General features: G+C 53.1%; 18 protein-coding genes, 1 other RNA gene and 1 pseudogene. 8 read left to right on the top strand and 12 right to left on the bottom strand.

What is annotated here, in order from left to right; all coding sequences use genetic code 11:
• Positions 1 to 105: 105 nt before the first annotated feature.
• The 7 genes from DQN55_RS19035 (at position 106) to DQN55_RS19010 (ending at position 6,543) form a co-directional block, all read left to right on the top strand.
• Positions 106 to 2,430, top strand: a complete 2,325-nt coding sequence (locus tag DQN55_RS19035) for an FdhF/YdeP family oxidoreductase (protein WP_048383574.1) — start codon at positions 106 to 108, stop codon at positions 2,428 to 2,430.
• Positions 2,431 to 2,561: 131 nt separating this feature from the next.
• Positions 2,562 to 3,983 (top strand): cytochrome ubiquinol oxidase subunit I, encoded by a 1,422-nt coding sequence (locus tag DQN55_RS19030; protein ID WP_048383576.1) that lies wholly within the window; start codon positions 2,562 to 2,564, stop codon positions 3,981 to 3,983.
• Positions 3,984 to 3,998: 15 nt separating this feature from the next.
• Entirely contained in the window at positions 3,999 to 5,015 is a 1,017-nt protein-coding gene (cydB, locus tag DQN55_RS19025; RefSeq protein WP_048383771.1) for a cytochrome d ubiquinol oxidase subunit II, read from the top strand.
• Complete coding sequence (locus DQN55_RS22310) at positions 5,002 to 5,139, top strand: hypothetical protein (RefSeq protein WP_162837545.1); 138 nt, start codon at positions 5,002 to 5,004, stop codon at positions 5,137 to 5,139. The genes cydB and DQN55_RS22310 overlap by 14 nt, the downstream gene beginning before the upstream one ends.
• The gene (locus DQN55_RS19020) at positions 5,126 to 5,287 is read left to right on the top strand and encodes a DUF2474 domain-containing protein (RefSeq protein WP_074702990.1); all 162 of its coding nucleotides are present in this window, start codon (positions 5,126 to 5,128) and stop codon (positions 5,285 to 5,287) included. Before DQN55_RS22310 ends, DQN55_RS19020 begins: the two co-directional genes overlap by 14 nt.
• 61 nt (positions 5,288 to 5,348) lie before the next feature.
• Entirely contained in the window at positions 5,349 to 5,588 is a 240-nt protein-coding gene (locus DQN55_RS19015; protein WP_048383578.1) for a hypothetical protein, read from the top strand.
• 517 nt (positions 5,589 to 6,105) lie between these two features.
• Entirely contained in the window at positions 6,106 to 6,543 is a 438-nt protein-coding gene (locus DQN55_RS19010; RefSeq protein ID WP_048383580.1) for an acetyltransferase, read from the top strand.
• A 54-nt stretch (positions 6,544 to 6,597) separates the two neighbouring features.
• Here DQN55_RS19010 and DQN55_RS19005 read toward each other — a convergent pair.
• The 3 genes and pseudogenes from DQN55_RS19005 to DQN55_RS18995 all read right to left on the bottom strand — a co-directional run.
• Positions 6,598 to 6,687 (bottom strand): annotated as a pseudogene (locus DQN55_RS19005) (transposase domain-containing protein); the annotation flags it as partial.
• Between the two features lie 513 nt (positions 6,688 to 7,200).
• Positions 7,201 to 7,422 carry a hypothetical protein gene (locus tag DQN55_RS19000; RefSeq protein ID WP_048383582.1) on the bottom strand — a complete coding sequence of 74 codons (222 nt, stop codon included), beginning with the start codon at positions 7,420 to 7,422 and terminating at the stop codon, positions 7,201 to 7,203.
• Positions 7,423 to 8,641: 1,219 nt separating this feature from the next.
• Positions 8,642 to 10,486, bottom strand: a complete 1,845-nt coding sequence (locus DQN55_RS18995) for a P-loop NTPase fold protein (protein ID WP_048383584.1) — start codon at positions 10,484 to 10,486, stop codon at positions 8,642 to 8,644.
• Between the two features lie 205 nt (positions 10,487 to 10,691).
• On the opposite strand from DQN55_RS18995, the gene DQN55_RS18990 reads away from it, so the two are divergent.
• A complete protein-coding gene (locus DQN55_RS18990; protein ID WP_126514219.1) occupies positions 10,692 to 17,129 on the top strand; it encodes a BTB/POZ domain-containing protein in 6,438 nt (2,145 codons plus the stop codon).
• 717 nt (positions 17,130 to 17,846) lie between these two features.
• Here DQN55_RS18990 and DQN55_RS18980 read toward each other — a convergent pair.
• The 9 genes from DQN55_RS18980 to DQN55_RS18940 all read right to left on the bottom strand — a co-directional run bounded on the left by DQN55_RS18980 (position 17,847) and on the right by DQN55_RS18940 (position 26,454).
• Entirely contained in the window at positions 17,847 to 18,686 is an 840-nt protein-coding gene (locus DQN55_RS18980; RefSeq protein WP_048383588.1) for a coiled-coil domain-containing protein, read from the bottom strand.
• A gap of 92 nt (positions 18,687 to 18,778) precedes the next feature.
• On the bottom strand, positions 18,779 to 21,661 hold the full coding sequence (locus DQN55_RS18975; protein ID WP_048383590.1) for a DUF927 domain-containing protein: 2,883 nt from the start codon (positions 21,659 to 21,661) through the stop codon (positions 18,779 to 18,781).
• A complete protein-coding gene (locus DQN55_RS18970; protein WP_048383593.1) occupies positions 21,661 to 21,942 on the bottom strand; it encodes a hypothetical protein in 282 nt (93 codons plus the stop codon). The genes DQN55_RS18975 and DQN55_RS18970 overlap by 1 nt, the downstream gene beginning before the upstream one ends.
• A gap of 528 nt (positions 21,943 to 22,470) precedes the next feature.
• On the bottom strand, positions 22,471 to 22,812 hold the full coding sequence (locus DQN55_RS18965) for a hypothetical protein (protein ID WP_048383594.1): 342 nt from the start codon (positions 22,810 to 22,812) through the stop codon (positions 22,471 to 22,473).
• Positions 22,809 to 23,090 carry a helix-turn-helix transcriptional regulator gene (locus DQN55_RS18960; RefSeq protein ID WP_048383596.1) on the bottom strand — a complete coding sequence of 94 codons (282 nt, stop codon included), beginning with the start codon at positions 23,088 to 23,090 and terminating at the stop codon, positions 22,809 to 22,811. The genes DQN55_RS18965 and DQN55_RS18960 overlap by 4 nt, the downstream gene beginning before the upstream one ends.
• Positions 23,091 to 23,182: 92 nt before the next feature.
• Positions 23,183 to 24,028 (bottom strand): hypothetical protein, encoded by an 846-nt coding sequence (locus tag DQN55_RS22505; RefSeq protein ID WP_231995618.1) that lies wholly within the window; start codon positions 24,026 to 24,028, stop codon positions 23,183 to 23,185.
• 273 nt (positions 24,029 to 24,301) lie between these two features.
• Positions 24,302 to 25,537 carry a tyrosine-type recombinase/integrase gene (locus DQN55_RS18950; RefSeq protein WP_048383597.1) on the bottom strand — a complete coding sequence of 412 codons (1,236 nt, stop codon included), beginning with the start codon at positions 25,535 to 25,537 and terminating at the stop codon, positions 24,302 to 24,304.
• A gap of 167 nt (positions 25,538 to 25,704) precedes the next feature.
• Positions 25,705 to 26,096: a transfer-messenger RNA gene (ssrA, locus tag DQN55_RS18945) on the bottom strand.
• 76 nt (positions 26,097 to 26,172) lie between these two features.
• Complete coding sequence (locus DQN55_RS18940) at positions 26,173 to 26,454, bottom strand: hypothetical protein (protein ID WP_048383599.1); 282 nt, start codon at positions 26,452 to 26,454, stop codon at positions 26,173 to 26,175.
• Positions 26,455 to 26,619 lie beyond the last annotated feature (165 nt).

The raw sequence follows: 26,619 nt of genomic DNA, 5'->3' as shown, positions 1-26,619 counted from the left end.
TAGTGGTTTTAAATGTGTTTGCGTTTTGTCGGTGCCTGAAAAACAACCATCAATAAGGGCTTTAAGTTAGGCCGCCGCCTACGCGTGAAGTCTTAGGGAAGTGCCATGAGCGAAATTGAGCGTTATAAACCGTACAAGGGGGCGGCCGCAGGTTGGGGCGCGCTGATTGCGGTAACGAAAAACTGGTTGGGCAGTGAAAACGCGTTCAAGAACATCCGCGCAATGCTCAAGACCAACCAGAATGGCGGTTTCGACTGCCCGGGTTGTGCGTGGGGCGAGTCGCAGGAAAGCGGCATGGTCAAGTTTTGCGAGAACGGTGCCAAAGCGGTCAACTGGGAAGCCACCGGGCGCCTGGTCAACCCGGCGTTTTTCAATAAGTACACGGTGTCGTCGCTGGCGGCGCAAAGTGACTACTGGCTTGAATACCAGGGGCGTCTGACGCACCCGATGCGTTACGACGCTTCGCTGGATCGTTATGTCGAAACCAGTTGGGACGATGCCTTTGCCCTGATCGCCAAGCACCTCAAAGAACTGGAATCGCCGGATCAGGCCGAGTTCTATACCTCGGGCCGGGCCAGTAACGAAGCGGCCTATCTGTATCAGCTGTTTGTTCGTGCCTACGGCACCAACAACTTTCCCGATTGCTCGAACATGTGCCATGAAGCGAGCGGCCTGGGCATGGGCGACAGCGTCGGCGTCGGCAAGGGGACGGTGACCTTTGATGACCTGGAAGAGTCCGATGCGATTTTCGTCATCGGGCAGAATCCCGGAACCAACCACCCGCGCATGCTTGAGCCGCTGCGCGAGGCGGTGAAACGCGGCGCCCAGGTGATTTGTTTCAACCCGCTGAAAGAGCGCGGGCTGGAACGCTTCCAGCACCCGCAGCATCCACTGGAAATGCTCACCAACGGATCTGAACCCACCTCGTCGGCGTACTTTCGTCCGGCCCTGGGTGGTGACATGGCGGCTTTTCGCGGCATCGCCAAGTTCCTCCTGGAATGGGAGCGTGATGCCCTGGAAAACAACGGCGAGGCGGTATTCGACCGTGCATTCATTGCCGAACACACCGCGGGCCTCGACAGCTACCTGGCGGAGGTGGATGCCACGTCGTGGGAGCACATCGTCGAGCAGTCCGGCCTGAGCCTTGAGGACATCGAACTCGCTGCGCGGATGTACCGCCGCGCCAAGCGGGTGATCATGTGCTGGGCGATGGGTGTGACCCAGCACGCACACTCGGTGGTGACCGTGCAGGAAATCATCAATGTGCAGTTGTTGCGCGGCAATATCGGGCGGCCCGGGGCAGGGCTGTCGCCGGTGCGCGGGCACAGTAATGTGCAGGGCGACCGCACCATGGGCATCAACGAACTGGCGCCGCCGGAGTTGATCCATGCGCTGGAAGCACGCTTTGACTTCAAGGTGCCGCGTCATCATGGCCACAATACCGTGATGGCCATTGCCGCCATGGAAGAAGGGCGCTCAAAGGTCTTCATCGGCCTCGGCGGCAACTTCGCCCAAGCCACGCCAGACACCCCGCGCACCCATGATGCGTTGCGCAAGTGCGACCTGACCGTGCACATCGCCACCAAGCTCAATCGCAGCCATTTGGTGATGGGCCGTGAGGCGCTGATCCTGCCGTGCCTGGGCCGTACCGATATCGACATTCAGGAGGAAGGGCCACAAGGCGTGACCGTGGAAGACACCTTCAGCATGGTGCACATTTCCCATGGCCAACTGAAACCCAAATCGCCGCTGATGCGCTCGGAGCCGGCGATCATTGCCGGGATTGCCAACGCCACCCTGGGTAAACACCCGATTGACTGGCTGTGGACCGTCGCCGACTACAGTCGAATCCGTGACTTGATTGCCGACACCATTCCGGGCTTCGAGGACTTCAACAACAAACTGCTGCACCCGGGCGGCTTTCATTTGGGCAACGCTGCCGCGCAGCGCATCTGGGAAACCGCCAGCGGTAAAGCCCAGTTTGTCTCGAGTGTCCTGCCCGCTCACCTGGTCAGCGAAGGCGTGCGCACTCTCGACGTCAAACCGGACCTGATCCTGCAGACCATGCGCTCCCACGACCAGTACAACACCACGTTGTACGGCCTCGATGACCGTTATCGCGGGGTCTACGGCATGCGCGATGTGGTGTTCGTCAACGAACAGGACATTCGCAAGCTGGGCTACGAGCCAGGGCAAAAGGTCGACATGGTGTCGTTGTGGGGCGATGGGCGTGAGCGTCGGGTCAGCGGCTTTACCTTGATCGCTTACGACATTCCACCGGGCCAGGCCGCGGCCTATTACCCGGAAACCAACCCGCTGGTGCCACTGGAAAGCTACGGCGACCGTACCTACACACCGACGTCGAAGTTCATCGCCATTCGCCTTGAACCGGCTCCGGCCAGCAACCTGATTCAGTCCCTCGGCGCTTGAGCCGGACCGGGGCGGCCTGAGCGTCGCCCCGGTGTTCCCTGATCACTGGACATCTGTTCGTCGCGGGCCAAAAGGCTCAAGGCGGCCGGGCTTGGTGTGCACGCGCACCGAGTCACTATGAGGGTATCGTCATGTTAAATCTTGAGGCGCTCGACCTGGCACGCATTCAATTCGCGTTCACGGTCTCGTTTCACATCATCTTCCCGGCCATCACCATCGGCCTGGCCAGTTTCCTGGCCGTGCTTGAAGGCATGTGGCTGAAAACCAACAACCCGGTCTACAAGGACCTGTACCACTTCTGGTCGAAAATATTCGCCGTCAACTTCGGCATGGGTGTGGTCTCGGGCCTGGTCATGGCTTACGAGTTCGGCACCAACTGGAGCCGTTTCTCGGACTTTGCCGGGAGCATCACCGGGCCCTTGCTCACCTATGAAGTTCTGACCGCCTTCTTCCTGGAAGCAGGTTTTCTCGGGGTCATGCTGTTCGGCTGGAACCGGGTCGGACGCGGCTTGCACTTCTTCTCCACGGTGATGGTTGCCATCGGCACGTTGATCTCGACGTTCTGGATCCTGGCCTCCAACAGCTGGATGCAGACACCGCAGGGTTTCTCCATCGTTGACGGCCGGGTGATGCCGCTGGACTGGCTGGCCATCGTCTTCAACCCGTCGTTCCCGTTCCGTCTGGCGCACATGGCCATTGCGGCGTTCGTCGCCACGGCGTTCTTTGTCGGCTCCTCTGCGGCCTGGCATCTGCTGCGCAAAAACGACACGCCGGCGGTGCGCAAAATGCTGTCGATGGCGATGTGGATGGCGCTGATCGTAGCGCCGATTCAGGCAGTGGTCGGTGACGCCCATGGCCTCAATACCCTGGAACATCAACCGGCAAAAATTGCCGCGATGGAAGGGCACTGGGAAAACGTCGGTAACGAACCCTCGCCGCTGGTGCTGTTCGGCATCCCGGATATGGAGGCCGAGAAGACACACTTTGCGATCGAAGTCCCGTACCTGGGCAGCCTGATTCTGACCCACAGCCTGGATAAGCAGATCCCCGCGCTGAAAAGTTTTCCGAAGGAAGACCGCCCCAACGCGACGATCATTTTCTTCAGCTTTCGGATCATGGCCGGGCTGGGCATGTTGATGATCCTCACCGGGTTGCTGGGCTTGGCGTTGCGTCGTAATGGCGCGCTGTATCGCAATCGACTGTTCCTGCGACTGGTGTTGTTCATGGGCCCCACCGGCCTGATCGCGATGCTGGCGGGCTGGATCACCACCGAGGTTGGCCGCCAGCCCTGGGTGGTCTACGGGCTGATGCGCACCGCAGATGCGGTGTCCAATCACACCGTCGCGCAGCTCAGCATCTCCCTGGCATTGTTTGTGGTGATCTACTTCTCGGTGTTTGCCGTAGGCATCGGCTACATGATGAAACTGGTCCGCAAAGGCCCGCAACCTCATCACGACCATCCGCCCCAGGGCGGCCCTGGCCAGGAGCGTACGCCACGCCGTCCCCTGTCCGCCGTCACCGAGACGCTGGCGTCCGGCGACCACACCAACTGATCAAGGGGAATGAGCATGGGTATTCAAGGTATAGATCTGTCGTTGATCTGGGGCGTGATCATCGCCTTCGGAGTGATGATGTACGTGATCATGGATGGCTTCGACCTGGGGTTGGGCATCCTGTTTCCGCTGATCCCGGACGAACAGGAACGCGACGTGATGATGAACACCGTCGCGCCGGTCTGGGACGGTAACGAAACCTGGCTGATCCTCGGCGGTGCGGCGCTGTACGGCGCCTTTCCGCTGGCTTACTCGGTGATTCTGGAGGCGTTGTACCTGCCGCTGATTTTCATGCTGGCGGGGTTGATCTTTCGCGGTGTCGCCTTTGAGTTCCGGTTCAAGGCCAGCCCGCAAAAGCGCCACATCTGGGACATGGCCTTTATCGGGGGATCATTCCTGGCAACGTTTAGCCAGGGCGTGGTGATCGGCACATACATCTCGGGTATTCCAGTGGTCGACCGCCAGTTCGCCGGCGGCACCCTCGACTGGCTGGCGCCATTCCCGTTGTTCTGCGGCGTGGGCTTGATCGTCGCCTATGCATTGCTGGGCAGCACCTGGTTGCTGGTCAAGACCGAAGGCATGCTCGAATCGCGGATGCGTCTGTTCACCCATTACCTGGCGTTCGCCCTGATGGCAGTGGTGGCCGTGCTCTGCGTCTGGACACCCTGGCTGCACCCGGAAATCGCCCTGCGCTGGTTCGCCCATGCCCATATCGTGGTCTTCGGCGTCCTGATGCTGCTGGGCGTACTGGCGCTGATCGGCTTACTGAAGACCTTGCGCCAGCACCACTCCCACTGGCCCTTCGTCTTCACCCTGGCGCTGGTATTCCTCGGCTACATCGGCCTGGCCTTCAGCATCTGGCCAAACATCGTCCCGCCGTCCATCAGCCTGTGGGAAGCCGCCTCACCCGTTTCCAGCCAGCTGTTCATCCTGATAGGCACCTTATTCATCCTGCCGATCATCCTGATGTACACCTGCTGGAGCTACTACGTATTCCGCGGCAAAGTGAGGATTGGTGATGGCTACCATTAACGTTGAAAAAACAATGCCGTTTTACAAACAGGTGGCGCAGCTAAGCCTGCTGTTTTGCACGGCACTGGTCATGCTGGCCGCCGCCACGGCCCTGACAATGGAGTTTGCCCATGGAACGCTCTGAAGTGTCACAGACTCGAAATCAGACAGAATCTTGGTACAAGCGAGTGTTTTGGCTGATCGCTATCTGGCTTGCCAGCGTAGCTACACTCGGCATTGTGGCCAGTGGCATTCGCGGACTGATGCACATGGCCGGTATGACCAGTCATTGACGGGGCAATTCACCCAATCAACGTCCGGCGCTTAACGCAGCGCCGGAACGAGGAGCGACATATGTCAGAACGTATTGATAAAAATCATCCCGTTAAATACGTGACGAAAAGTGGTGTCACCGTAATGATCGGATTCAGTTGGAGCCCACCGCTTGATATCCCTGTAGGGGCCAGGTTAACCATGCCAGACACCGTTGCCCGCCCGGCCTACGTCGAGGGCGATCATTGGGAGAGTTATGAACAAGCGGTAAAAGGCGCGCAAGAAGCAGCCGAGCGCTGGGTGAATTCTCCGCTTCGATGAGGGGGGATGGGGTTGGCGCGGTGGGTGGTTGAACTGCTGCGCCTGGCTTTATGATCGTTATTGGGTTTGAGGTACAAAAAAAGACGTCCGGGTGACGTCTTTTTTTGTTGGGGCGGGGGCATTTGAACCAGGCTCACTTGTACCTGTATTCATTGGATTTTTCCTATAGGAACGTTAGAAGGGATACGCAGTGGTTCCTGCTGGCAAGATCAATTACTCGGCACTGAGGACTTTTGCCGAATGTGCCTGTAAGCGTCATGGTCAGTCACCGTATGCTCCTGACGACGGCATGACCCGCTTCTAGCGTGGCGCAACAGATCCCTACCGACCCGATCGTCATTTTTATTGACCCTGCGAACACCTGTCAGTATCGTCCTCCATCCCTCCTTTCCGGCTACCTCTGCCGTGAACCGCCCAGGCGTTAACTCGCGAAGCGGTCATACACGTTGCCGACACTTATACGGTCGCTATCTTCAAGCGCGCCTCATTTCCGATATCCAGTGTAAAGGATGATTCTATGATCATTCGTCAGGCGACTAATGCCGACCACCCGCAACTGCTCAACATTTGGCTGCGCTCTGTTCGCGCCACACATCACTTCCTGCAAAAGTCCGATATTGAGGCATTGCTTCCTCAGCTCCGCGATATCTACCTACCCGCTGTTGAATTATGGGTTGCGGTAAATACCGAGGACTACCCGACAGGCTTTATCGGGCTCAATGAAAACCACGTAGAGATGCTCTTCATCGAGCCAGACCTGCGAGGGACAGGTATTGGCCGTGCGCTGTTGAATCATGCCCGCAGCTCTCGCAATCAGATGAGTGTTGACGTGAATGAGCAGAACCCCGAAGCGGTAGGGTTCTATTTACATTACGGGTTTGTTCAAACAGGTCGTTCCCCGCTGGATGGCGAGGGCCGCCCCTTCCCGTTGCTACACCTGAGCCTGCCCGGCTAGGGCTTTAATCGTGAATCGCTCCTAAGCTTCGGCTTCGGAGCGATTCATAACCCATCAGGTCAGCATCCATTGATGCGGTAGCAATTGCCCAATCTCACTGGCCCGCTGCATCGGCAGCCGCGTTAGCACATCTTTCAGATACGCCTCCCTTCATCGTTACCGGCGCCGCCACGCTCATTCAGCCATGCGTTGAGGCAGACACAGGCTGCTGTGGTCGCCGTGCCGTCAGGCCAGCGCGGTAGCTGGTTCAGCCGTTGCGGCCGCACTCTTGAGCCTGTCGGCGCATATTGCGAGTGCGAGCAGGGTTGGCAGTGGCGAGCACACAGGATACGACTCGTGATGTTCAGGGGGGATACACAGCGGGAAGGTATAGGGGAAGACAGGGACGGATAGCCAGAAACAAGAAAGCCCGCACGGGGCGGGCTTCTTGGGTGTTTCGCAGACTGTCTGGGACAGGTCTGGAGAGCTATTTGGTGGGCCGGGGTCATTTGAACTAAAGGCTGGAGCGCCTGAAATCATTGGTCTTTGGTAGATGTGATTTTGTTGGGGATACATGTGGGGATACACGCTGCATGTTCCTGCCCACTGATATCGAGGTATCCCTCTAGGTAAAGCACCATCAGATGGTTGGTGGTGTATTGCCATTTGGCAGGGTAGTTACTTCTTTGTCCGACCTTCAGCCGCCAGTGAGGCGAGGGCAAGGGTGATGAATCCTTCATTCCCATCCAGAGTGTCCAGTGCCCCACGTATGTTCTGCGCCACTTCTGTAGATCCTCTTTGTTCAACCCAGTTAGACAGCTCCTCGATAGCTGCCCCCAATGCCAGTTGGTTTTCATTCATGCGCTTGAGTAATGACACAAGCAAAGGGGTGTCTTCCATGATGTTCTCCCGCCGTGTTGTCAGGTAGTCAATCTACCTCGAGCCAGTGGTATTGCATATCAGCTGTCCTCACCACCTGGTGATTGGTACTCACGTCGATCATGTTGATTCACTAAAGGTCAACAGTATGATGGAGGTCCAATTTGTAAAGGCAGCATCAGAGCACACACCCAGCCCCCCTCAAAAACGGGTGTAACCGGTGTTACGAGTGTAACGCCCTTAACCAAGTACCCGGTTTCATTGGCTTTAACGGCTGTTACACAGTTGAGCGGCATCGCGTACATCGGATGTAACGCTGCCCGTGCGTGTAACGCTAAAGTCAGCATCCAAGTGTTGTGGGCAGACGCTTTGCGCTCCAGCCTACCAAGCAATTTTCGCTGGCTCCGCCTTTCGGTGATAGGAAATCACGCTGGGGACCCTGAGAGATTTCTCGTCACACGGGGCAGGAAACCCGCGGGAATTTTTTAGCGTCAGGCCCCCCATCTTATTGAAATTTCAATCGTTGAAATTGAAAGGGTGGGCTGAAGAAAAGGGGGCTTCGTTACCGTATTGGTAAAGGTGCTGGCATGCTGCATAAATGGTAGGGCAAATGCACAGGTGAACTGTAGTTAACCTAGTTCACCTGTTAACTAAGTTGTGAACCCTCCCACTAACGTTCTTCCGCGGGTTTCCTGCCCCGTACCCGTGGAAAATACTTAGGGGCCCCAGCAGTCTTTTTAACAGGAGAACTATTCTGACTGGTGGTGACATACATAGATGTCTTAGGTTCTGATAGTTTGAATATAGGTACTTACTTAAACCTCTGCAGCGCCTGTTGCAAGTGTTTGACTTTGGTAATGACTACGACATTGCTCTCACGCTCAGACTCAACCGACAGGGTAGCACCGGACGAAGCAGTTTTATCGGGTGGGGGGAGTATTTTGGAAGTGACGAAGAAATGAAGTACCTGTACCTCTATCGCGGGAGGAGTCGTTGCTTGGGGGTGGGGGGCAGGTGTTGCTGGTGTTACGGTCGTGTAAGGTTATTAATTTGTATCACTTTTATCGAGTAAGGCCGTTGTATATTACGCTCGTATGCTGGTGTTGCTAGACTGTTGATTGTTGCGTACATGTTAGTCATGGGCTGTTAACTATCAAGCAGGGTTGTTGGATAAGCTGAGCTTATGATTTAGCAGGGGAAGTGGCCAGAAGGCCACTTGAACAGGTATGTTTATTGTAAGTCAATTGCTAGGTCGAATTTCTTTCTCTATAAGTTCAAAGTGGTAGTCGATTCGCATGGTTAACAGCTGCTTGTGCGGGGGGGTTTCTAGTCTTATTAGTTCTTTTAATTCATTTTTGACTATATCGAGCCATGGGTACTCTTCGCTAAGGCGATGAGAGTGATGATGCTCCCCCTCGTATCGTCGAGTCAAGCTTGCTAGTAGTTTGTCATTTGGGCATGAGTCAATAATTAATAATTTGGCGAACTCTGCTGTATTTACATTGTGAAGGAATGCTATTCCGGCATAATTTTCATTCTCGAAGCCATATTCATGAAGTGAGTCGTAAGCGTCTGAATCACTTTTCAAACGTTGAGTGTAGGTCTGTGATATTTCTTTCATTTTCTGGGCGCAAGCAAGCTTTGTGGCATGCTCTACTAGTTTGTAAATAGATTTAAACTCCTCAGAGTCGTGGGCTCCGAAGCCAAGTCCTCCGTATCCGAGTCCCCCATGTCCAAAAGCTTTACTGTCTGGAGAAAGCACCTTCTCTTGTAGTAGTTCTTCAAGATAATTTTTAAAGTAAGTTACGATGTTTACGCGTGAGCCTAACACTCTGTCGTCAAACTGTTTGAGTGTTAATATAGAGCCTGCTACGTGTAAAATAATACCTGGGATAGTTAATTCGTGATTAGAAAGCTGAGCTAGTATCTGGCTCTTGGCGGCGACATATTGCTCTTTAGGTAGGTCTGTCCAACTCCATAATTGTCTCCATGCAGGCGCTTGGGCGTATCCGACGATTACTGGGTGCTGGGATAGTGCATTATTTATGGCCTCAATGCTTATTAGTCCTGACTGGTATATATCTGCTAAGTAGGTTGGAGCGATTATGGGGTCGATCCATTTTACATCGGTGTACTTGTTTTTTAGCTTCTCAAAAGCTTCTACTTCTTGTGATTTGGTCGGGCTGTTATTTCTCCTTGCTATGTAGTGTAGAGAGGTGGGGAGTAAGTGCATGGTTTTTGCGTCAAGTTCTCCGCTACGATATTCATGTCCTGTTGCGATCATGTATAGCAATAGTTGTTTCATACCCTCAGGCGATTCTTGAAGGCGAGGGTCCAGGGAGTTAACTAGTCTTTCATATTCTGAAAGTACGGCCCTTAGATTGCGATAATTGTGTTTTCCAGAAGCCAAGAAAGTGCTCAGTACGGTATTTTTGTGGCTCGTGATGGTGTGCTTTATTGAGGGTGTTTTTAGGCAGGTTATGAATTTTTCTATGACTTCGTTTGGGTCGGACTTTACTTGGATGGTTTTCCCGATTAGCTTCTCTTTTTGTTTGTTGTATGTGATTTTTTGACCGTTAGGTATGTCGGATTCGTTAGCCAAAATTATAACTTTAAGGTTTTCGTGCTCTACGAATGTATTTATGAACCCCAAAACATCGCCTATGGGCATTGAGCATCTTTCGAGGTCATCGAAAATCAGAATTTCCCCCTCCAGCTTCAAAACCATCTCCTGAAGGGCAGCGCGGTTTTCAGTATTTGAGTTCACATCTGTCCCTACCAAGCCATTCAACGCTTTTGAAGCAATGGAACCAAAGAGTCGAGACGCTTTTGAATTGAGTATGGGATGCGCTTGGGCGAAAAATTGGTCAGTGATTTCAGTCGGGGAGGTGATGCCATAGAGGCTAGCGTAAAGATGAATTCGCTTACCTGGGTTTTCAGTGTGTGATGCACGATCCAGCAAATACTTCTTGATGAAATGAGTTTTTCCTGCTCCCCAGGGGCCATCTAGCATTACCGCAAATTCTGATTCAGTTTGCTTGTCAAGGTAGTAGTCTAAAAATATGGCTGCTTCGTTTTTATTCATTAGTAAATCCTACAAAATGTATTGCCTGGGATCTGGTAGAAGTCATGGATTGGTGCCTCAGGCTGAATTTTCGGTCATTAAACGCTGCCTGCCACGTAGAGGTTTTCGCCGTCAATTTACTTGTCTTTGCCTCAGAGGACACCTGTCTTGATGGGTATTATCGTTCTAGAATGAGTGAATATTGCTGAGACAATCAGAGGTTAATTTGGAAGACAAGGAAAGTTTTTTGGGCGCTGTTGCGTCGAATGCTGGTGATGACTTTCATACCCTTTGGGCCACTCGTGAAATGCTGCGTTTACTCGACGCCAAAGAGGACGTAGCAGGAATTAAGGTGGAGGGCCTGCCCCGGGATGAAATTCATGCTCAGTTGGGTGAGCATGGGCAAGCTGCTGACATTGTATTGATACGTCAAACGCCGAAAGGCTTGAGCCATAGTTATTTACAACTCAAGCATTCTGCATCGCACCCTGAAGAGAACTGGACGTGGTCGCGATTGCTCACACGTCGAGCCAAAACCAAGCCGTTGAGTAGTGTGCTCGGAAAACTCGCCGGGTTATTAAAGGCAGTAAAGTTTGAGGGCAACTTTTCCATTGTCACAAATCAACCTATCTCCGCCTCAGTAGCAATGGATATTGAGCGGTTGATAAGAAGTGACATTAAGCCAGCCGTAACGGACGTTGATTTATTCTCTAAGCTCAAAAAAGGGCTCGGACTAACTTCCCGGCAAGTTGTTACCTTCCTCAAAGCGTGGGACTTAACAGGTTTTGCATCTGCGTCTCGATTGATGATGGAAAGTGAGGTTATCCAGCGTCTTGCAAGTATGGCCGACGCTGATGCGCGCGATGACTCCAATCTGTTGCAGAAGCGTGTTGCCACATTGATGCTCCCAGAAAGCACCAATGACCCGGCGGTGACAAAGGAGCGTCTATTAGTCTGGCTGGGGGTGGGGAACCGTGAAATGTTGTTCCCCGCTGAGTGTCAGATAGAGCCTGCTCGTCCGTATGTGCGCCGTGAAGTCATTAATCTCATCGGTGAGAAACTGAAAGGCTTTCAGCAAAAACCACTGCGCCTCCATGCTGGAGGAGGATGTGGTAAAACAACTCTGATCTGTGAGCTACCGTCGGTACTTCCGGCAGGCTCAGAACTATTCACATATGACAGCTATGGTGGAGGCTTGTTTTTAACCTCTGATCAGAAACGTCACCTACCCGAGCATGCATTTACGCAACTCGGTAATGAACTAGCTGCTCGGCTCAGAACGCCAATGGTGATTCGGCGTCAAGGTAGCGTGGAGGTATTCGAAGCCTTTCGAAGCCGTGTGAAGGTGGCTGCTGGCCTGCTAAAGTTGCGGAGCGCTGATGCATTACTCGTACTTTGCTTCGATGCAGTCGACAATGCGCGGACAGGTTCTCGTCATTGGCGTGAATCATGTTTTCTTGACGTATTGAGCCAAGCCTCTGGTTGGCCTGCCAATGTTCGGATTGTTGTGAGCTGCCGTACAGCACGGCGCGACGAAGTCGGTGATAAGCGGTTCTACGACGACTTTGAAATTCCAAGTTTTGATGTCAATGAGGTTCGCCAGCTAGTTGCTTTGTGGCAGCCTGAATGGAACTTTGAGCTTGCCACTACGTTTGAGAACCTTACGGGAGGAAACCCACGTCGTCTTGTTTATGCGATTGAGGGTTTGCCTATTGATGGTGAGGCGCGAGCATTAGCGCGACTGATGCCAAAAGCGGAGGGCATTAACCCATTGTTTGAACAACGGGTTAGCGAGGCAGGTAAGCATCTGGGCAACGCAGATAAGGTCTGGCGCGTTCTTGATGCACTTTCCCGTCTTCCACGACCAGTGCCGGGACGGATTCTCTCTGCATTGGCTGAGCTTGCTCCAGCAGATATTAATGACATTGCCGCGGATGTGGGTGGTATTGTCGAACACAAGGAAGGATGGTCCTTTCATGATGAGGACTTCGAAGCATTCGTAATTGAGCGCCCTGGGAGTGGGGGGGAAGAGCTGTTAGAGCGCGCAGCCGATCTGCTCTTAGAAACCCAGCTCACTGATCGCTATGCCGCCATAAGCGTCGCAGAAGTACTTGCCGCCGCGAAACGACTCGATGCCCTTTATGCACTGGTAACCCAGGTGCAGAAGCCTTCAAACGTTTTAAACTCGCTAGAAGCGCAGTTTATCTGGTCCCGACAACTGAGCCTTGCTATACGCTGTTGCCGTGCAGCCGCTGATATTACCAATGCATGTAGTCTACTTATCGCTTCGGCTGGGGCAATTCAACGCACTAAGTTGCTGGAGGACCTGACTGTTGAGAATCTCGACCTGTCAGTACTATTTGCTGCTGAGGAAGCGAACCGCCTTGTGATGGTCGGTCAGCGTCATCGAAATAAACGCCCGAGCCTCAGGATCGAGCTTGCCCGCCAAGTAGCGCTTTCTCATCCAGAAACTGCAAAAGCTCATTTACGTTGGTGGGATGCTCACCTTAGCGAACTTCACGATTCAGATAGTTCTAAGGGCTTCAAACCCAAAGCCTGTGATATAGCGGCCGAGTATCAAGTCTATGCCGCGTTGTTAAATGAGAGTGACGCCTTAGATCGACTCCTTCTGTGGGGGCCTAAGTCAGTGTTGCACCCTGTGTTCAATATACTGGCGGGGAGGGCTGCGGGGGTTAACCCTCAGGCATTGCTAGATGTCATCGATGTACGAGCATGGCCTCCACTTGGGCTGGCGCCACTGATGGCTGCGGCATTAATTGCCGGAGCTAAAATTACTAATCCAGTTATGCGGAATGGCCTTGCGAGGCTAGCGCAAGCAACCCATGCCAGATGGCATAGCCCTATCGAGAGCGGGTTGTCTAACTCTCCATTACTTGCTTGGCAGGAAGCAACGCTCCTTATCTGCGAACGAGCCATCGTCTATGAGGATCTCAAGCCCCAGGTCACGCAGATACTAGATCGCGCAATGCCTAAGCCTGAGATGAAAGAGACATATCATTTGTATCGTCTACGTTCAGCGGGGGCGTGTCATGCGCGTGCGTATACTCTGCGCGAATTTATCTCTGGAGTTGTTGTACCCATCCCTGAGTGGTTGCCGCCGAGGCGTATTGTTCCTCCATCGACTAAACGCAGTCCAACGCTGCGTCAGGAAAAATCGCCTGAGCAGTCTTGGAATGAGACACTTGCTGAAACAGTGACAGCCTTCACAAGATATGTCGAAGCAGCCAGAGTGACGCTAGCCTCAGTTCTCGCGGATCCTGCAAGTGCATGGCCAGCGCTTGCAAAAACGCTCAGTATTTCTCGAAGCTATGACCCTTTTTTACGCCGAGACCCTGACCCCGTAACTATACTTGTGCGCAATCACCTTGTGCATGCAGGGATCGGCGGCAACAACTTGGCAAGCCTAATTCCAGAGGCGCGTGAATTGTTGCGAAACTGGTCAGCTGAAAGCATTGCTTGTGCGCAGGATTTAGCAAGTACGCTTGGGCTGCTGCCGCATACACATGACTCTGTACTAGAATTATTGACTGCAGTTGCAAGGGAGATTGAGACTGATCCGCTTCCTGCATCTGAACGCGTCAGATTGTTTAGCGTAAGTGCGCGCATTGCCCTTCCACTTGATGTCGGGCTTGCGGAGTGGCTATTTGAAAAGGCCGTTGAGGCAAGTTGCGCAGTAGACTTAGAGGCTCGTAGTGCACTTGCGGCCGCAGGTGCTATCGCTCATACGGGCCTTAATGGAAGTTTCGCCGAGCGAGCATCGTTTGCCGCTCGTCTCGGAGACGCAGCAGGTGCAGTTGCTGAATCACTTGGGATTCACTATGAGTTTGCTTGGATCGACGTAATTGGTTGGATGACTGCTGCGAACCTTCCTATGGGCTTAGCAACTGCTGCTCTTTGGCATGATCGGGGTATTACATCATTCGATCATAGTCTGCCTAAAGTGATAGCTACCGGAACAGCATTGACACTTGCCCAACGAGTCGCGCTAGCGACGCTAGCTTCAGATATTTCGGTCGAACTGAATGATACAGTTGATAGCAATTCGATGCTGCCAGCCTGGGTGATAGATTTGGCTCTGACAGAGCAACTGCGCGACGGCAAGATCGATGGATTTCTATCTTCTTTCGAAACTCTTAAAGGCTGCGCAGGTAATGATGCCTCTGAAGTGATCTCTGCGGCAAAAGTGAATCGAGACATCTTCCTCAAATGGCGAGAAAAGGAAGCTCAAGAACAGCGTTTATTAGATGAAGAGCTGGAAGTTGAGTCTGAAGGAGAGGGGCTTACAGTTCTTGGTACCGCTGATGAAATACGCGCAGCATTGAAGGAGGAAATGGATAAGCGGGGGCCTGATGTAGATAAGTTCTGTCAAGTGGCAGAGCGACTGGGCAGCTTATCCTTACGTGTCCCTTTTCTCGATATAGGGCTCGAGTTTGGTCGTCACGAAGCTGATCTAGGCGAAGCCGTACCTCAAATTTTGCAGTCCTGGTCCAACTATCCTCCTGTAACGGTTTGGATGAGAGAGCGCTTTCCCTCCTACATTGCTGGAGCGCTGCGTAATTTTTTCCTCTGGCGTGACGACACCTCAGTTATAGAGGCTGCCTTATCCGCTACTGGGCTAGATTCTTCCGCGCAAGCTGATGTCCTTCTATCAGGTATTGAACAGCTTCGAGAAAGGATTTCGGCAGACCTTCTCTATACCTTGACCGGAATGATCGCAGCCCGTACTCCGGTAGAGAGTCGCTCTGATTTATTCGACGCGTTGCTGCGTAGGATCGAGGATGGTGTATCGCATCGGCCTCGTGTTCCCCTCTCTAACATAACTCCACCCGACGATATTGCTGAGAGTATTGCACGCAGCTTGTTCGCCGCGATGGGAGATATAGATCGTCGGGTACGCTGGCGTGCGTGTCACGCAGCACTGGTGTTGTTGCGCGGGCAAGACCTTGCGTGGGAGAAGTTAATCTTATGTTTGGACAGTAGCTCGGAGCATGTCTTCGCTGGAGTTCCCTTTTATCGCTATGCAGCACTTGAACAACTAATGATGGTACTGCTACGTGCGACTGTGGAAAACGTGCAGGAAATCTCACGTTTTACCTCACTTATCCTCAGCGTAATTCGGCATGAACCGCATGTGATTGTGCGCGAACTGGGGCGCTCTGTTCTGCTAGAGATTGATAGGAGCGGATTGTGGAACCCCACATCAGCAGACCGTATATTCGTGGAGCAGCTTAATCGTAGTCAATTCAGTCCGAGTGCTGGTTCAAATCAGTATACACCGCGAATGAAAATTGAAAGAGACAGGCAACGAAAATATAGCTTTGACAGTATTGACGCTATTCCATATTGGTATCAGCCAGTTGCCCGTATGTTCGATATTCCATTGGATGTTTTTCTAGATCGTCTTGAATTATATATTCATGATAAATGGGGTTATGAAGAAACTAGTACGCACTGGGTAAATGAGCCGCGAAGGAGTCGATTGGATGCTCTACATAAACTTACATCGCGCAGGCATGGGGACCAGCCTACGGTCGAGAGATTAAGTTATCATATCGAGTGGCATTCAATGATGTGCGTCGTCGGAGAGCTTATCTGCGAGCGACCACTAGTTGAGCGGCCGCAATATGAGAACGAGTTTGAAGAGTGGCTCAGAGGTCATTTGCTGACTTTTTCGCCGCGCTGGTTAAGCGATTATCGTTCCATTCCTCCTCTTGAACCTCGCTTCTGGGGGTGTGAACCATCCGAGCTTAAATGTTTGGAGCAGCATGATGGTGAAACTAAAGGGCAGGCTTGGGGACGCTCACTTTCTACCGAAGTCTTTGATGCTGAGATTAACGCTTCTGACGATCTCGTGGTTGCGGCCAATTTTGAGTTGCGCTGGGGAGACGCCACTCACCGTGTATATATCCATTCTGCGCTAGTTTCACCTCAAACTGCACATGCTCTTGCACAAGCGCTTGCCAATACGCGTGACCATATGGATTTCGCGTTGCCTGATGAGAGATATCACGAAAATATTGATGTGCCAGATTTCCAACTGGAGGCTTGGTTGCAACCTTTCGATAGTGCTCCTTGTGGAGACAAATTCGATGAGCGCCGTGGAGCGTATTCAGGGATTCCATTAGGCTTGGTTGGAGCAGCTGATGATGGAGGATTGCTCTTCGATATAGAACGTAGTTCATGGTGCTCAGCGAAAGGCGAAGTTTTGGTAAAGGTTGCAGGTTGGGGGCACGAAGAAGGTGAGGGCGGTTATGGCTGGAGAGCAACTGCTAGTAAGGAGTTTACTACTAATCTACTCAAGAAAACTGATAGGAGTCTTATCTTCTTAGTACAAATTGCACGGCAGGTACGGAGTGATGATATAGATCGGAACAAACCAAAGTGGCTTATGTATATCTTCGATGTTGAAGGGAGATTGACATGTGTAGAGCGAGATCGTCGAAGTTACGGATCTGCTCTGGTGAGGCGTGAGGGGTTAGAGCACAGTGTTGACACACTGGGTCGCTGGATGTTGCACCAGTGCTCTGAGCTCAAGCGCCAGTGCGATATGGCTGATGAGAAAGAATGCGCCAAGCTGAGTCTTGAACTTGAAAAGCTTTGTGCTGCTTTCAAGTTGCGGCGTCACCTAGATTTAGAGCGGTAGAGTCTATCGATAGACTCGTCTTTGCTTATATTAGGAAGTCGAGTCTATCGATGTGTTAAGTATAACCAGGTACAGATAATTGAGCTGGAAATCTTCTGGGTGTTCTACATGCAGAAATGTGTTTTCACCAAGGATAGTGTGGTCGGCTGGGGAGAGGTATTTCTTGTGTGTTAATGTTGGTAAGTAAGTTCGTTGTGTAAATATTTTTTGGGGAGTGGGTTTTCTATGTGTTAAGAAGTTTGGTTTTTGCGAGCTGTGCGGAATAACTGAACCTAGGTTCTAACGTTTATTTAAGTTGGTAGGGTATTCGTTTTTGGTGTTTTTGAAAAATAAAATATACAGTTATCAAAAGTAGAACTTCGACGTAATATTGAGAGCGGTAGATGTTCATTGGCGGGGGCGGTGCTTTTTAGCAGAGGTTTAAATGCAGACTAAATCGGAAGCCCATAGGGCTTCCGACTAGAACACTAGGAGCATTTTTTCATCTGTTGTTCTATGACGCTGATCTCTGCCTTGATTGCTGCAATCGTCATTGTCTCTATTTTTGTAGTTGCCCTGTCCTTGGCTTTATGAGGTTTATTAGTCTGTTCAGATGCGATTTCCTGGCTTTTAGGGAGTCAAAATAACTGACTTTGTTTTGTGTGGCAGCGTTCATGGTTGGGCCTCTTGGGTGACCGGAACGGCCCTGCTTCAAGGCCGTTTCGGGAAAGATCAGTGCTACATAGCAAGTACGTCTTCAAAGCTATGTTGATAAGAGAGATCAGAAAGATCGGTCCAGCCCCAGGGCCCGTAGTTTTCGCCCTGCTCAGGGATTTTCAGGTTCGTCAGTGCTATTGGGTCGCGATCTATTAGGCGTCGAGCGGCCCATAGTTTGCCACCTACCTCGAGCAGAGCTATTGCAGCAGCATTCCACTTTTCTTCAAGCACAGTGTTTGCCAGATATGACGCTTGGTTTTCAATGTCTGCGCGCGTTTTCTGTGCTTCTGAGATGTGCTGATCAATAGTGACGATTTCTTGCTCCAGTGCAGTAATAATCAGCTGTTGGCGACGATGATGCTCGGAGGCTGAGGTGAGATGTTTCGCAGCTTTTTGAGCGTCGTCATTAGCTTTTTTCTCACCCTCCACATCCCCCCAAGCGACTGCTTGTGCATAAGCAGTAGCGGCTTTTGTCTCGGCTTGCCGAGCTTTTGTCATATCTTCATGTGCTTGCTGACGAACCTGCTCCAAGCGCGTGCTGATGCTGTTACGTTTTTGGTTTAGCTCTTCTTCGTCAGCTTTCCATGTAGTGATGGCTTCGATATAGCCAGCCATCAGGTTCTGGTGATTGGCCAGTGTTTCTCGGCGATGGATCTTCTTATCGAGCGTATCGATGTCCCGCTCACGGTAACCGACCTCTCTTTTTTTATCGGTGATTTCATACCGCAAGTTGCTTTCCAAACTTTGCAGCACTTCATAGTCTTCGAGTGCAGCCGCATAAGGGGCCAGTTCGCGCTCAAGTGTTTCCTTCTCGAGGATTGTTTGTTCGCGGCGGTTTTTCAGTTCTTGGATCTCGTTCATATCTTCTATCTCAATGTAATGCGATTAGGGGGTGGCTGAATGGCTGGCGAGGCCGGGAATGAGCCGGCGCTACCTCGAACAATGGGTTACCGTCAGGCAGCCCTGGCCTCGCTCTCATCCGTCCCCGGAATCGTCTTGACGATGTAGCAGCGTTGCGGTCCAAGTCCGGGAAGGCGGACGAGGCTTGAAGCCTTCCCGTCGCTTCCCGGGTCGAGCACTCCACGACGTAGCAGCTCCTTGTTCACGGCATTGATGTTCATGCCTTTGAATACTTCGGAGCGCCAAGCCTCGGGCAGCACGTAGTAGGTGTTGGTGGTATGCAGTTCGTCTCCTAGGCCATGCTCCAACGATTTGCGAAAGCCCAACCGGTCGATGGTGCGCGGACCGTGCTCATCGATCTTGGCTGCGGCAGACTCCCAGCGAGTGAAGCGGCTTTCGCCAAAGCGCTCGATAACTTGGCGCAGTCGAGCAACGATGGCGTCACCTTCATAGTTACCGGCGCCGCCGCGCTCATTCAGCCATGCGTTGAGGCAGACACGGGCTGCTGTGGTCGCAGTGCCATCTGGCCAGCCAGTGATGCCCAGTGCGGTAGCCAGCTCACCAGCTGCAGCCGCAAGACCAAAGCGCAGGGCAGCACGATGGGCTTGGCCGCTCGCTGAGGCGGGCAGGGACTTGGCAATAAACCCTTCAAGCGTGCGGCGCAGGATGATCGCCCAGCCGTGCATTTTTCCGGGTTCGCACAGCGCTGATAGAAAGGCTGTGAGTGGCGTGCCGTAGTATTTGGCCACTCGGGATTTGAGTGCGTCAGAGAGGGCGGCAGCGTCCTCGAAACCGTTGAGTGCGTCGAACATACCAAGCCCTTTACTGGCGTCTGCAGGCACCGCAAGCATGCGTACCTCCATACCGGCCTTGAGTTCTTTGTTGGCCTCGGCCATATGTTGTGCCAAGGTTTTCTCGCCGGTGGAGAGAAACAGCAAACGCCACTCTTGAACCTGTCGGCCTGCTTGGCCACGATCATTAGCGCGGGCTTTACCGGTGCCGTTGCCGAGCATGTACACGGTTTCGCCAATGATGCGCGGGTCGCACATACCTATTTCGTCGAGTACCAGAAGGCCGTCCGAGTGCGCGGCAGCGATGGACTCCAGGGCGTTATCGGTCGAGCGCCATGACCGCACCAAGCGCGGCCCGCCGTAGATCGAGGCGGCGACTTGCAGGTGGGTGGTTTTGCCGCCCGAGCTATCGCCGTACAGGTGAAAGCCACCTGATTCATGACCAAGCATGTGCAGCAGTGGTCCAGCAAACGCCACGCTGGCCACAAATGCCAAGCGATGATTACCAACGCACAAGGCGCCGATTTGCTCTTGCCATTGCTCCAAGGTGCCAGCCTCGCTGATAGGCGGCAGTTGGGCACCTGCTTCGTAGAAGTGCAGGTGCTCAGTGTGGGAGCCGACTTGCTGTTCTGGCAGTAGAAAGGCGCTGTCATGCCAGCCCAGTCGTGTGACCAAGCGTGCGCGTTGTGCGCTGTCGAAGCCTTGGAAATAACTCTGCAAGTCGTTGCGTGCATTGCGGCTGGAGCGAGTGCCAGCAAGGCGCAGGCCCATATCTACCAGCGGACCTAGAACGTCTTTTCCGAAGTCGCCGGTCATAGTGCGCGCTGGAATGTTCCAGCGTTTTTTGGCCCCGTCCGGATCGTCAAACTCGACCAGTAAACCCCAGTTATGACCTTTGGCATCACGGGTGCGTGCAAGGATTTCCAGTGGTGAGCACACAGGGCGCGACTCGCCATCTTCACCGGAGTAAAACACCCCTTCGTGAGTCAGGCGAAAGCCGCTGGGTAGAGTGTCGGTCTTGGGTTTCGAGGCACGTTTGGCCGGTTTTTTTACCTTGGGTTCTACAGTCTGGGCAGGCGCAGTACCAATTAGTTCGCCAGTGCGCTCCAGCTCGGCAATGTGGCTCGCCGTCCAGCCTTTGGCGAGTGCGTCCGCTGCATCATCGCCTTGTTCCCATGAGCCGCCCTTGGCGAAACCGGGTAGATCATTTTTGAGGGTGGGCTTGCGTTTGAAGTTTTCCAGCGCAATTACGCGAACTGACTCGGCGCCGATTGCTTCCAGCTTTTTAGCAACGGCATCCATGCAGGTTGTGCCGCTCGGGTCGTTATCGGGCCACAACACGACCTTGCGATTTTTGAGAGGGGATAGGTCGGCTTTGTGCCAGGCATTCGAGCCATTTGGCCAGCAGGTGGCCACGTAGCCTGGAAAGAGTTCGGCGGCTGCATCAGCAGCCTTTTCACCTTCGCATAGCACAACTGCGGCATCAGCCTGCAGGTTGAGCTCGTGCAGTCGCAGCAATGGGCGTGGCTCGGGCAAGCCTTGCCACCTCCATTGTGCCGATTGGTTATCGGAGCTCTGGCACCACGTTAGCGGAGCGAAGACTTTCTTGGGTTTACCGTCTTCGTCCGGGTCGAGGTCAAAGCGATAAAGCGCCATCAGGGGCTGCCCCTGAGTATCGCGATAGATCCAGACTTTGGACGGTGTGCCGTGTTGCCGATGCTTGGCGGGGCACTTGTTCATGGCCTCGGTCGGGATTGGCTGAATTGCTATCCACTCTGGTGCTGGGCTTTTAGTCGGAACTGGTTTTGATGGCGAATCGACAGTGCTCAGCCGAAGTAGATCTGCAAGCTTGTTGCAGGCCTCTACGTCCGTGCCGCCATCCAGATAGCGCACCAAATCAATCAGATCGCCGCCTTTGTCACCGGTAGCAAAATCAGCCCACGTGCCTTTGCTCAGGTTGATTTTTAGAGAGCCTGCGCGCTTGTCCGTGCGAGTGGGGTTGGGGGCTGTGTATTCCTTGCCGCCGTCTACACGCTTGCCGTTGGGCAGCCATTGAGTGAGTACGCGATCAATGTTGCGCAGAGCTGCAGCTTTGACTTGGGCAAAAGTAGGGCGGCGTGATTTACCTTTTGGGGGAGTATTCATTAGGCACCCCCAACTGAATTAGCTTGGTTCGAGGCCGCATCGGCATGCATGGCCAGCGTTCTGATCAAGCCCAGCGTGCCGCGAACATCCCAAAGCACGGAGGCGATGATGTGATTGGAAAGGCGAGGGGAGTCACCTTCAAAGTGATCTTCCAGGAGGGTCAGCACTGACGAAGCGCGATCAATGGCGCAAGTGATGGCATCAATGGGAATTCCGGCTTCGGCCTCTTTGCTGACGCAAAGCAGATCTTCAGGCAGAGCGAAATTCAGAGCGCTTTTCATTGAGCACCCCCAGCGGATTCGAGGGCGCGAGCTTTGGACATATGAGCGTTGTAGCGTGCAAGACGTGTAGCGAGGCTGGAGTTTGCGTGTAAAGCGGCGAGAGCCATTGCTCGATGAGCAGCGGCGCGATTTTTGAACGGATTGAGGGCGTGCATGTGGCGTAGCTCCTTGATTTGGGAACTGCCACGACTCGCCGTCAAACGAATTAAGGTGGCAGCTGTACGCAGGTTGACGGACCGGGAATCAAGGAAACCGGCACACCCGAAGGTGTCCTGCGCACAGCCACCATAAACAGGATGTGCGGGCACAAAAAAAGCGCCTGCAATCGTTATGGGGGCGCTTGTGCGCCTTGGATTCGTCGGGCCGTCAAACCCGGTCGCTGAATTTGCAGCGACAGCGAGAGAGTACCGCCCCATTTTGGAAAGTGCAACAGTGTGTGGATCTTGCGCATTTTTCCGACGCGGCTTAAATTGATCAGGCATGTAGATATACCTCAACGCCTCCGGATCGCTCCCGGGGGCGTTTTCATTAGTGCTTGAAAGCGCCGGGCCGGGTGAGCATGAGCCATTGCATGTGGTTCCCTTCGTGTGACCGTTGCCGCATTTGCTCAAGAGTTTCGGGGTTGCGCAGCAATCTAGGGATCAGCTCGCGAGCGTCGTTAATCTCAACGTCTGCAGGCGGTTGAATAGCCAGAAGCGTCCACTCCAAGTCCTGCCACAGAACGATCACGACATGAGCGCCAGACGAGACAGCCAGATCACGAATGGAGCACAGTCGGCGGCGCGCTTTCACAGCGTCTTTGGATGGAAGGCCCGTTTCAATTACGCCGAATAGATCCATGGCCTGGTGGTGAAGGAATATTGGCGTCATGCGGCCACCTGATCGCGTGCTTCGATACGGCCGCGTGCCCAGGCTTGAACTTCAGCAAGAACCCAAGCAACTGGCGCGCCACGTGCGGTGCTCATACTGAGCTTCACCGGCTGGGGGAAGCCGCAATCAGAACGTTGCATCAGTTTGTAGATGGTGGATCGCTTCATGCCGACGATGGTTTCGACTTCGCGCATGCGGATCAGCGTTGAGGCAGGATCAAATAGGGTGGGGGTATGTGTCGTAGTTTTGCTGGGGAGGGAGGTTACATTGATGTTCATAGGCACTGCTCTCGCTTGATTTGGACTGGCGAGAGCAATGATCTAGAGATTTAGATGGTGTGAGCAGTTCACTTCCACATTGAAATTTCGGGTTACACGACTTCATAACGATCAAGGATCGCATCCACTTGTCTGCGGGTCAGTGCTTTCTCAACTTCGGGTGGGAGCCAGTTTGGCCTTTGCTGCGATGGAAGGGCCACTTGATTCTCCAGCCAGCGATGAACCTGGGTAGTCACGTTTCGGCGCGGTAACCCTTTATTTCGAAGGTCGCGTGCGTGTTGCACAATGGCTGCGTCGCGGACTGAGATTTCTTCTTTACGATCCATGCCGCTCAGAATACCACCCTTCCGTTTTGTTGCACTTTTCATAGCTGCGGCTGCGAGCTCGGTTATGTCATTGTCGTAAACCGAAAGCAGAGATGTGATGACCTCTAGGTGTGCGACATAGTTGTCTAGTGCCTCAATGCGTTCGTAAGGACTCACTTCTGCCACAACAGCGGTTTCGAACTCCTCCCACGGCAGCTCAAGAATCTTCCAGTTAGTTGATACGGCGTCCTCTGCGGTTGCCTGCATCCAGTCGTTGAGTGATTCAATTGCTCTGATCGCACATGCGATTGCGTAGGCAGCATAAGCCTCCTCATCTGATGCTGCCTCGCAGCAAGTGAAGTGGCGAATGCCATCAGCCAGGCGTGTTACGGGTGGCGTCGATGCAAACTGGAAAATTGACTCTTCATTCCTGATCGCCTCGATACAGAGTAATTTCAAATCACCGGTTGCGTCGCTTACCACGAGCCGAGAGGTGCATTGATCGAGTATTCGGCACGCGTCCTGTATCTGCTCTCCGCAATAGGCGTAGAGGGGCAGGACAGATAGGTATTCGATCAGCTTGGCTGTGGGGTGCACGCCTGTCGTGAGATCAATGCCATCAATTAAATCCAAATGAGTCTCCGTTTTTCGAACGACTGGCATCTACCCCCTGGCCCCCGTGCGAAGAGCACAAGTCCAGCGTTGCAAACCTTGGCGAGCAGTTACCTGCAGGTCAGTAAATGCGTTTCGAGCGTTACACTACTTGAGAGCGTTACACGTAGTAGATTTTGTGTGTGTGCTGAGTGTAACGTCTAAATAGTCCTTTATTTTCAATGGCTTGATTGATGTTGTTACACGAGTAACACCCGTAACACGGCTTTTGAGAGGGGGTATGAGTTGGCAGGGTTAGGTTGCTTTACTAAAGTTCCCGTGCATCACATTGCCCAGTTCAAGTCCATCCAGATAATCGGCGTACCACTGCATCATTGATGTGCGCTGCTTCAGATAAATCGCCTTGTTATAAACGCCTGCAACGCCGTCTTTCACATGCGATAGCTGCGCCTCGACATGGTTCTCTTCAAAGCCGTGCTCGTTGAGTGTGGTACTCGCGATGTGACGAAACCCATGACCCGTCTGCCTGCCTTCATAACCGAGACGGCGTAAAGCCATCAGAAACACGGTATTGCTGCGGGGCTTGGTTCGGTCATTCCGCCCGGGGAAAAGCAGTGGGTATGCCCCGCTCAGCGTATGAAGTTCTTTCAGGGCTTCGATGGCTTGGCGTGACAGCGGGACCAAGTGCTCCCGACGCTTTTTCATGCGCTCGGCAGGGATGGTCCAAAGCTTCTTGTCGAAGTCGAACTCAGACCAAGTGGCTTCTCGTAGCTCTGATGGACGTGCCGCCATAAGGGAAAGAAGGCGTAGACCCAAACGAACATCTTTGGCGTGGGGATATGACGATATGGCTCGCAGTAGGGCAGGCAGCTCTTGGGTTGAGACGTGTGCATAGTTTTCAGCCGCACGGGTCTGTAGAAATTTGTGCAGACCTTCGAGTGGGTTATGCACAGCCCTGCCAGTAACGCGGGCCAGATCATAGATCTCTTTGCAAAATCCACGTACCCGGCTCATCTGTTCCAGAATGCCTTTTTGCTCCATTCCACGCAGAAACTCCATCCACTCAAGAGGGAGGATTTCCGTGTAGATGCGTTTGCCGAAAACAGGGAACACATGAAGCTCTAGGGCTCCGATCACCCTAGTAGCTGTTGCGTCCTCCCAGCTTTTGCGACGTGCAACAAACCACTCTTGGGCCAAAGCCTCAAAGGTGTTGTTCGCAGCTTCAAGGTCGGCAGCCTTGCGGGCCTTCTTGGTCGCTATTGGGTTCTTGCCTTCAGAGGCGTCACTTCGAAGCTCAGCTGCCTTTTTTCTGGCAAGAGAACCTCCTACCTCTGGATAACCCCCTAGCCCCAGCCAGCTCCATTTACCCGTCGGGGTCTTGTAGCGTAATTGCCAAGACTTTTGGCCGTCAGGCTTCACGCGGAAATATAGGCCACTACCATCGTGTTCTCGGTACTCCTTGGTGTCAGGTTCCAGGCCAAGCAGCGTGGTATCAGACAAAGGGCGGCGCTTGATATCGGCACGCTTCATTGCTGTGTATCCCTTTGGTTCAAAATTAGAACAAGGATACACAGGGGGATACACGGCGGGAAGGTATAGGGGGAGACAGGGATGGATAGCCAGAAACAAGAAAGCCCGCACGGGGCGGGCTTCTTGGGTGTTTCGCAGACTGTCTGAGACAGGTCTGGACAGCTATTTGGTGGAGCCGGGGGGATTTGAACCCCCGTCCGCCAGTACTCCGCTGTCGGTACTACATGCTTAGCCGTTTCTATTAAGTTAACCCTCAGCGACCCGAAGGGCAGGGTGCTTTGGGCGAGTTGTGTAAGTTTTAGCCGATTCGTCCACAACGTACTGCACGGCGATCCTGTTCTATATGACAATCACTTCAGGTTTACAGGCATCCCCTAGTGATTGCTGGACCCGAAGGTACCAGGAGGATGGCTAAGGCAGCTTACGCTGCGAGAGCTTGACCCTCGTAGGTTTCGTCATTGGCAACTATAAGTAGTTGCAACAGTGGATTTACGAGTTCTGTTACCAACTCGGCATGCACCTAGAGTTTCGCAACCGGCGTCGAATCCTAAACGGCCCCGATGCTTGCTGTGTATAACCAGCAAGCTAGACGAGTCTACGCCAATCCGACGCAGAAGGCCAACCTCAACAAAGGCTTACTGACCGCCTTTGGTGTTGTTCTGGAGTTTCTGGAGGGCCTGGGAGGTCAGTGAGGTGCAGTTTTTCTCACCTTCCTCAGTGCCTTTGGCTTTTTCGGTCTGGGCTTCTGCTATCAGTTTATTGATGTCGCTTTTCAAGTCTTCGCTCATGACTTCAGTGCTGACCTCCGTGTCCTTGATTTTTTGCAGGTTGATGTCGCACAGGCTTTCACTCGCAAACACGGGAGACGTCAACATTGCAGCAGCGATCAACAAGCCAGCAAGAGCGGTACGCTTCATGGAAAAACTCCTTGTGCAGAGATAAGGCCCTGTGTCGTCAGGTGCCGTGATATGCCCCAATGCAAGGGCGTTAAGCCTATTGAATATAGCTGCGCTCAAGGGCTTTGCTTTTATTTTGCTATCACTCTGCAGAGGTGAGCCTGTCTCGCGATGCAGGCACCACGG

Source organism: Pseudomonas taetrolens (assembly GCF_900475285.1).
Classification (GTDB): domain Bacteria; phylum Pseudomonadota; class Gammaproteobacteria; order Pseudomonadales; family Pseudomonadaceae; genus Aquipseudomonas; species Aquipseudomonas taetrolens.
Note: the sequence above shows the minus strand (reverse complement) of the source record. Positions and strands in the feature narration are given on the sequence as shown.

Bases quoted from the DNA above. Each gene is read 5' to 3' on its own strand.
- DQN55_RS19035 (WP_048383574.1), top strand. From the start codon at position 106: ATGAGCGAAATTGAGCGTTATAAACCGTACAAGGGGGCGGCCGCAGGT.
- DQN55_RS19030 (WP_048383576.1), top strand. From the start codon at position 2,562: ATGTTAAATCTTGAGGCGCTCGACCTGGCACGCATTCAATTCGCGTTC.
- cydB (WP_048383771.1), top strand. From the start codon at position 3,999: ATGGGTATTCAAGGTATAGATCTGTCGTTGATCTGGGGCGTGATCATC.
- DQN55_RS22310 (WP_162837545.1), top strand. From the start codon at position 5,002: ATGGCTACCATTAACGTTGAAAAAACAATGCCGTTTTACAAACAGGTG.
- DQN55_RS19020 (WP_074702990.1), top strand. From the start codon at position 5,126: ATGGAACGCTCTGAAGTGTCACAGACTCGAAATCAGACAGAATCTTGG.
- DQN55_RS19015 (WP_048383578.1), top strand. From the start codon at position 5,349: ATGTCAGAACGTATTGATAAAAATCATCCCGTTAAATACGTGACGAAA.
- DQN55_RS19010 (WP_048383580.1), top strand. From the start codon at position 6,106: ATGATCATTCGTCAGGCGACTAATGCCGACCACCCGCAACTGCTCAAC.
- DQN55_RS19000 (WP_048383582.1), bottom strand. From the start codon at position 7,422: ATGGAAGACACCCCTTTGCTTGTGTCATTACTCAAGCGCATGAATGAA.
- DQN55_RS18995 (WP_048383584.1), bottom strand. From the start codon at position 10,486: ATGAATAAAAACGAAGCAGCCATATTTTTAGACTACTACCTTGACAAG.
- DQN55_RS18980 (WP_048383588.1), bottom strand. From the start codon at position 18,686: ATGAACGAGATCCAAGAACTGAAAAACCGCCGCGAACAAACAATCCTC.
- DQN55_RS18975 (WP_048383590.1), bottom strand. From the start codon at position 21,661: ATGAATACTCCCCCAAAAGGTAAATCACGCCGCCCTACTTTTGCCCAA.
- DQN55_RS18970 (WP_048383593.1), bottom strand. From the start codon at position 21,942: ATGAAAAGCGCTCTGAATTTCGCTCTGCCTGAAGATCTGCTTTGCGTC.
- DQN55_RS18965 (WP_048383594.1), bottom strand. From the start codon at position 22,812: ATGACGCCAATATTCCTTCACCACCAGGCCATGGATCTATTCGGCGTA.
- DQN55_RS18960 (WP_048383596.1), bottom strand. From the start codon at position 23,090: ATGAACATCAATGTAACCTCCCTCCCCAGCAAAACTACGACACATACC.
- DQN55_RS18950 (WP_048383597.1), bottom strand. From the start codon at position 25,537: ATGAAGCGTGCCGATATCAAGCGCCGCCCTTTGTCTGATACCACGCTG.
- DQN55_RS18940 (WP_048383599.1), bottom strand. From the start codon at position 26,454: ATGAAGCGTACCGCTCTTGCTGGCTTGTTGATCGCTGCTGCAATGTTG.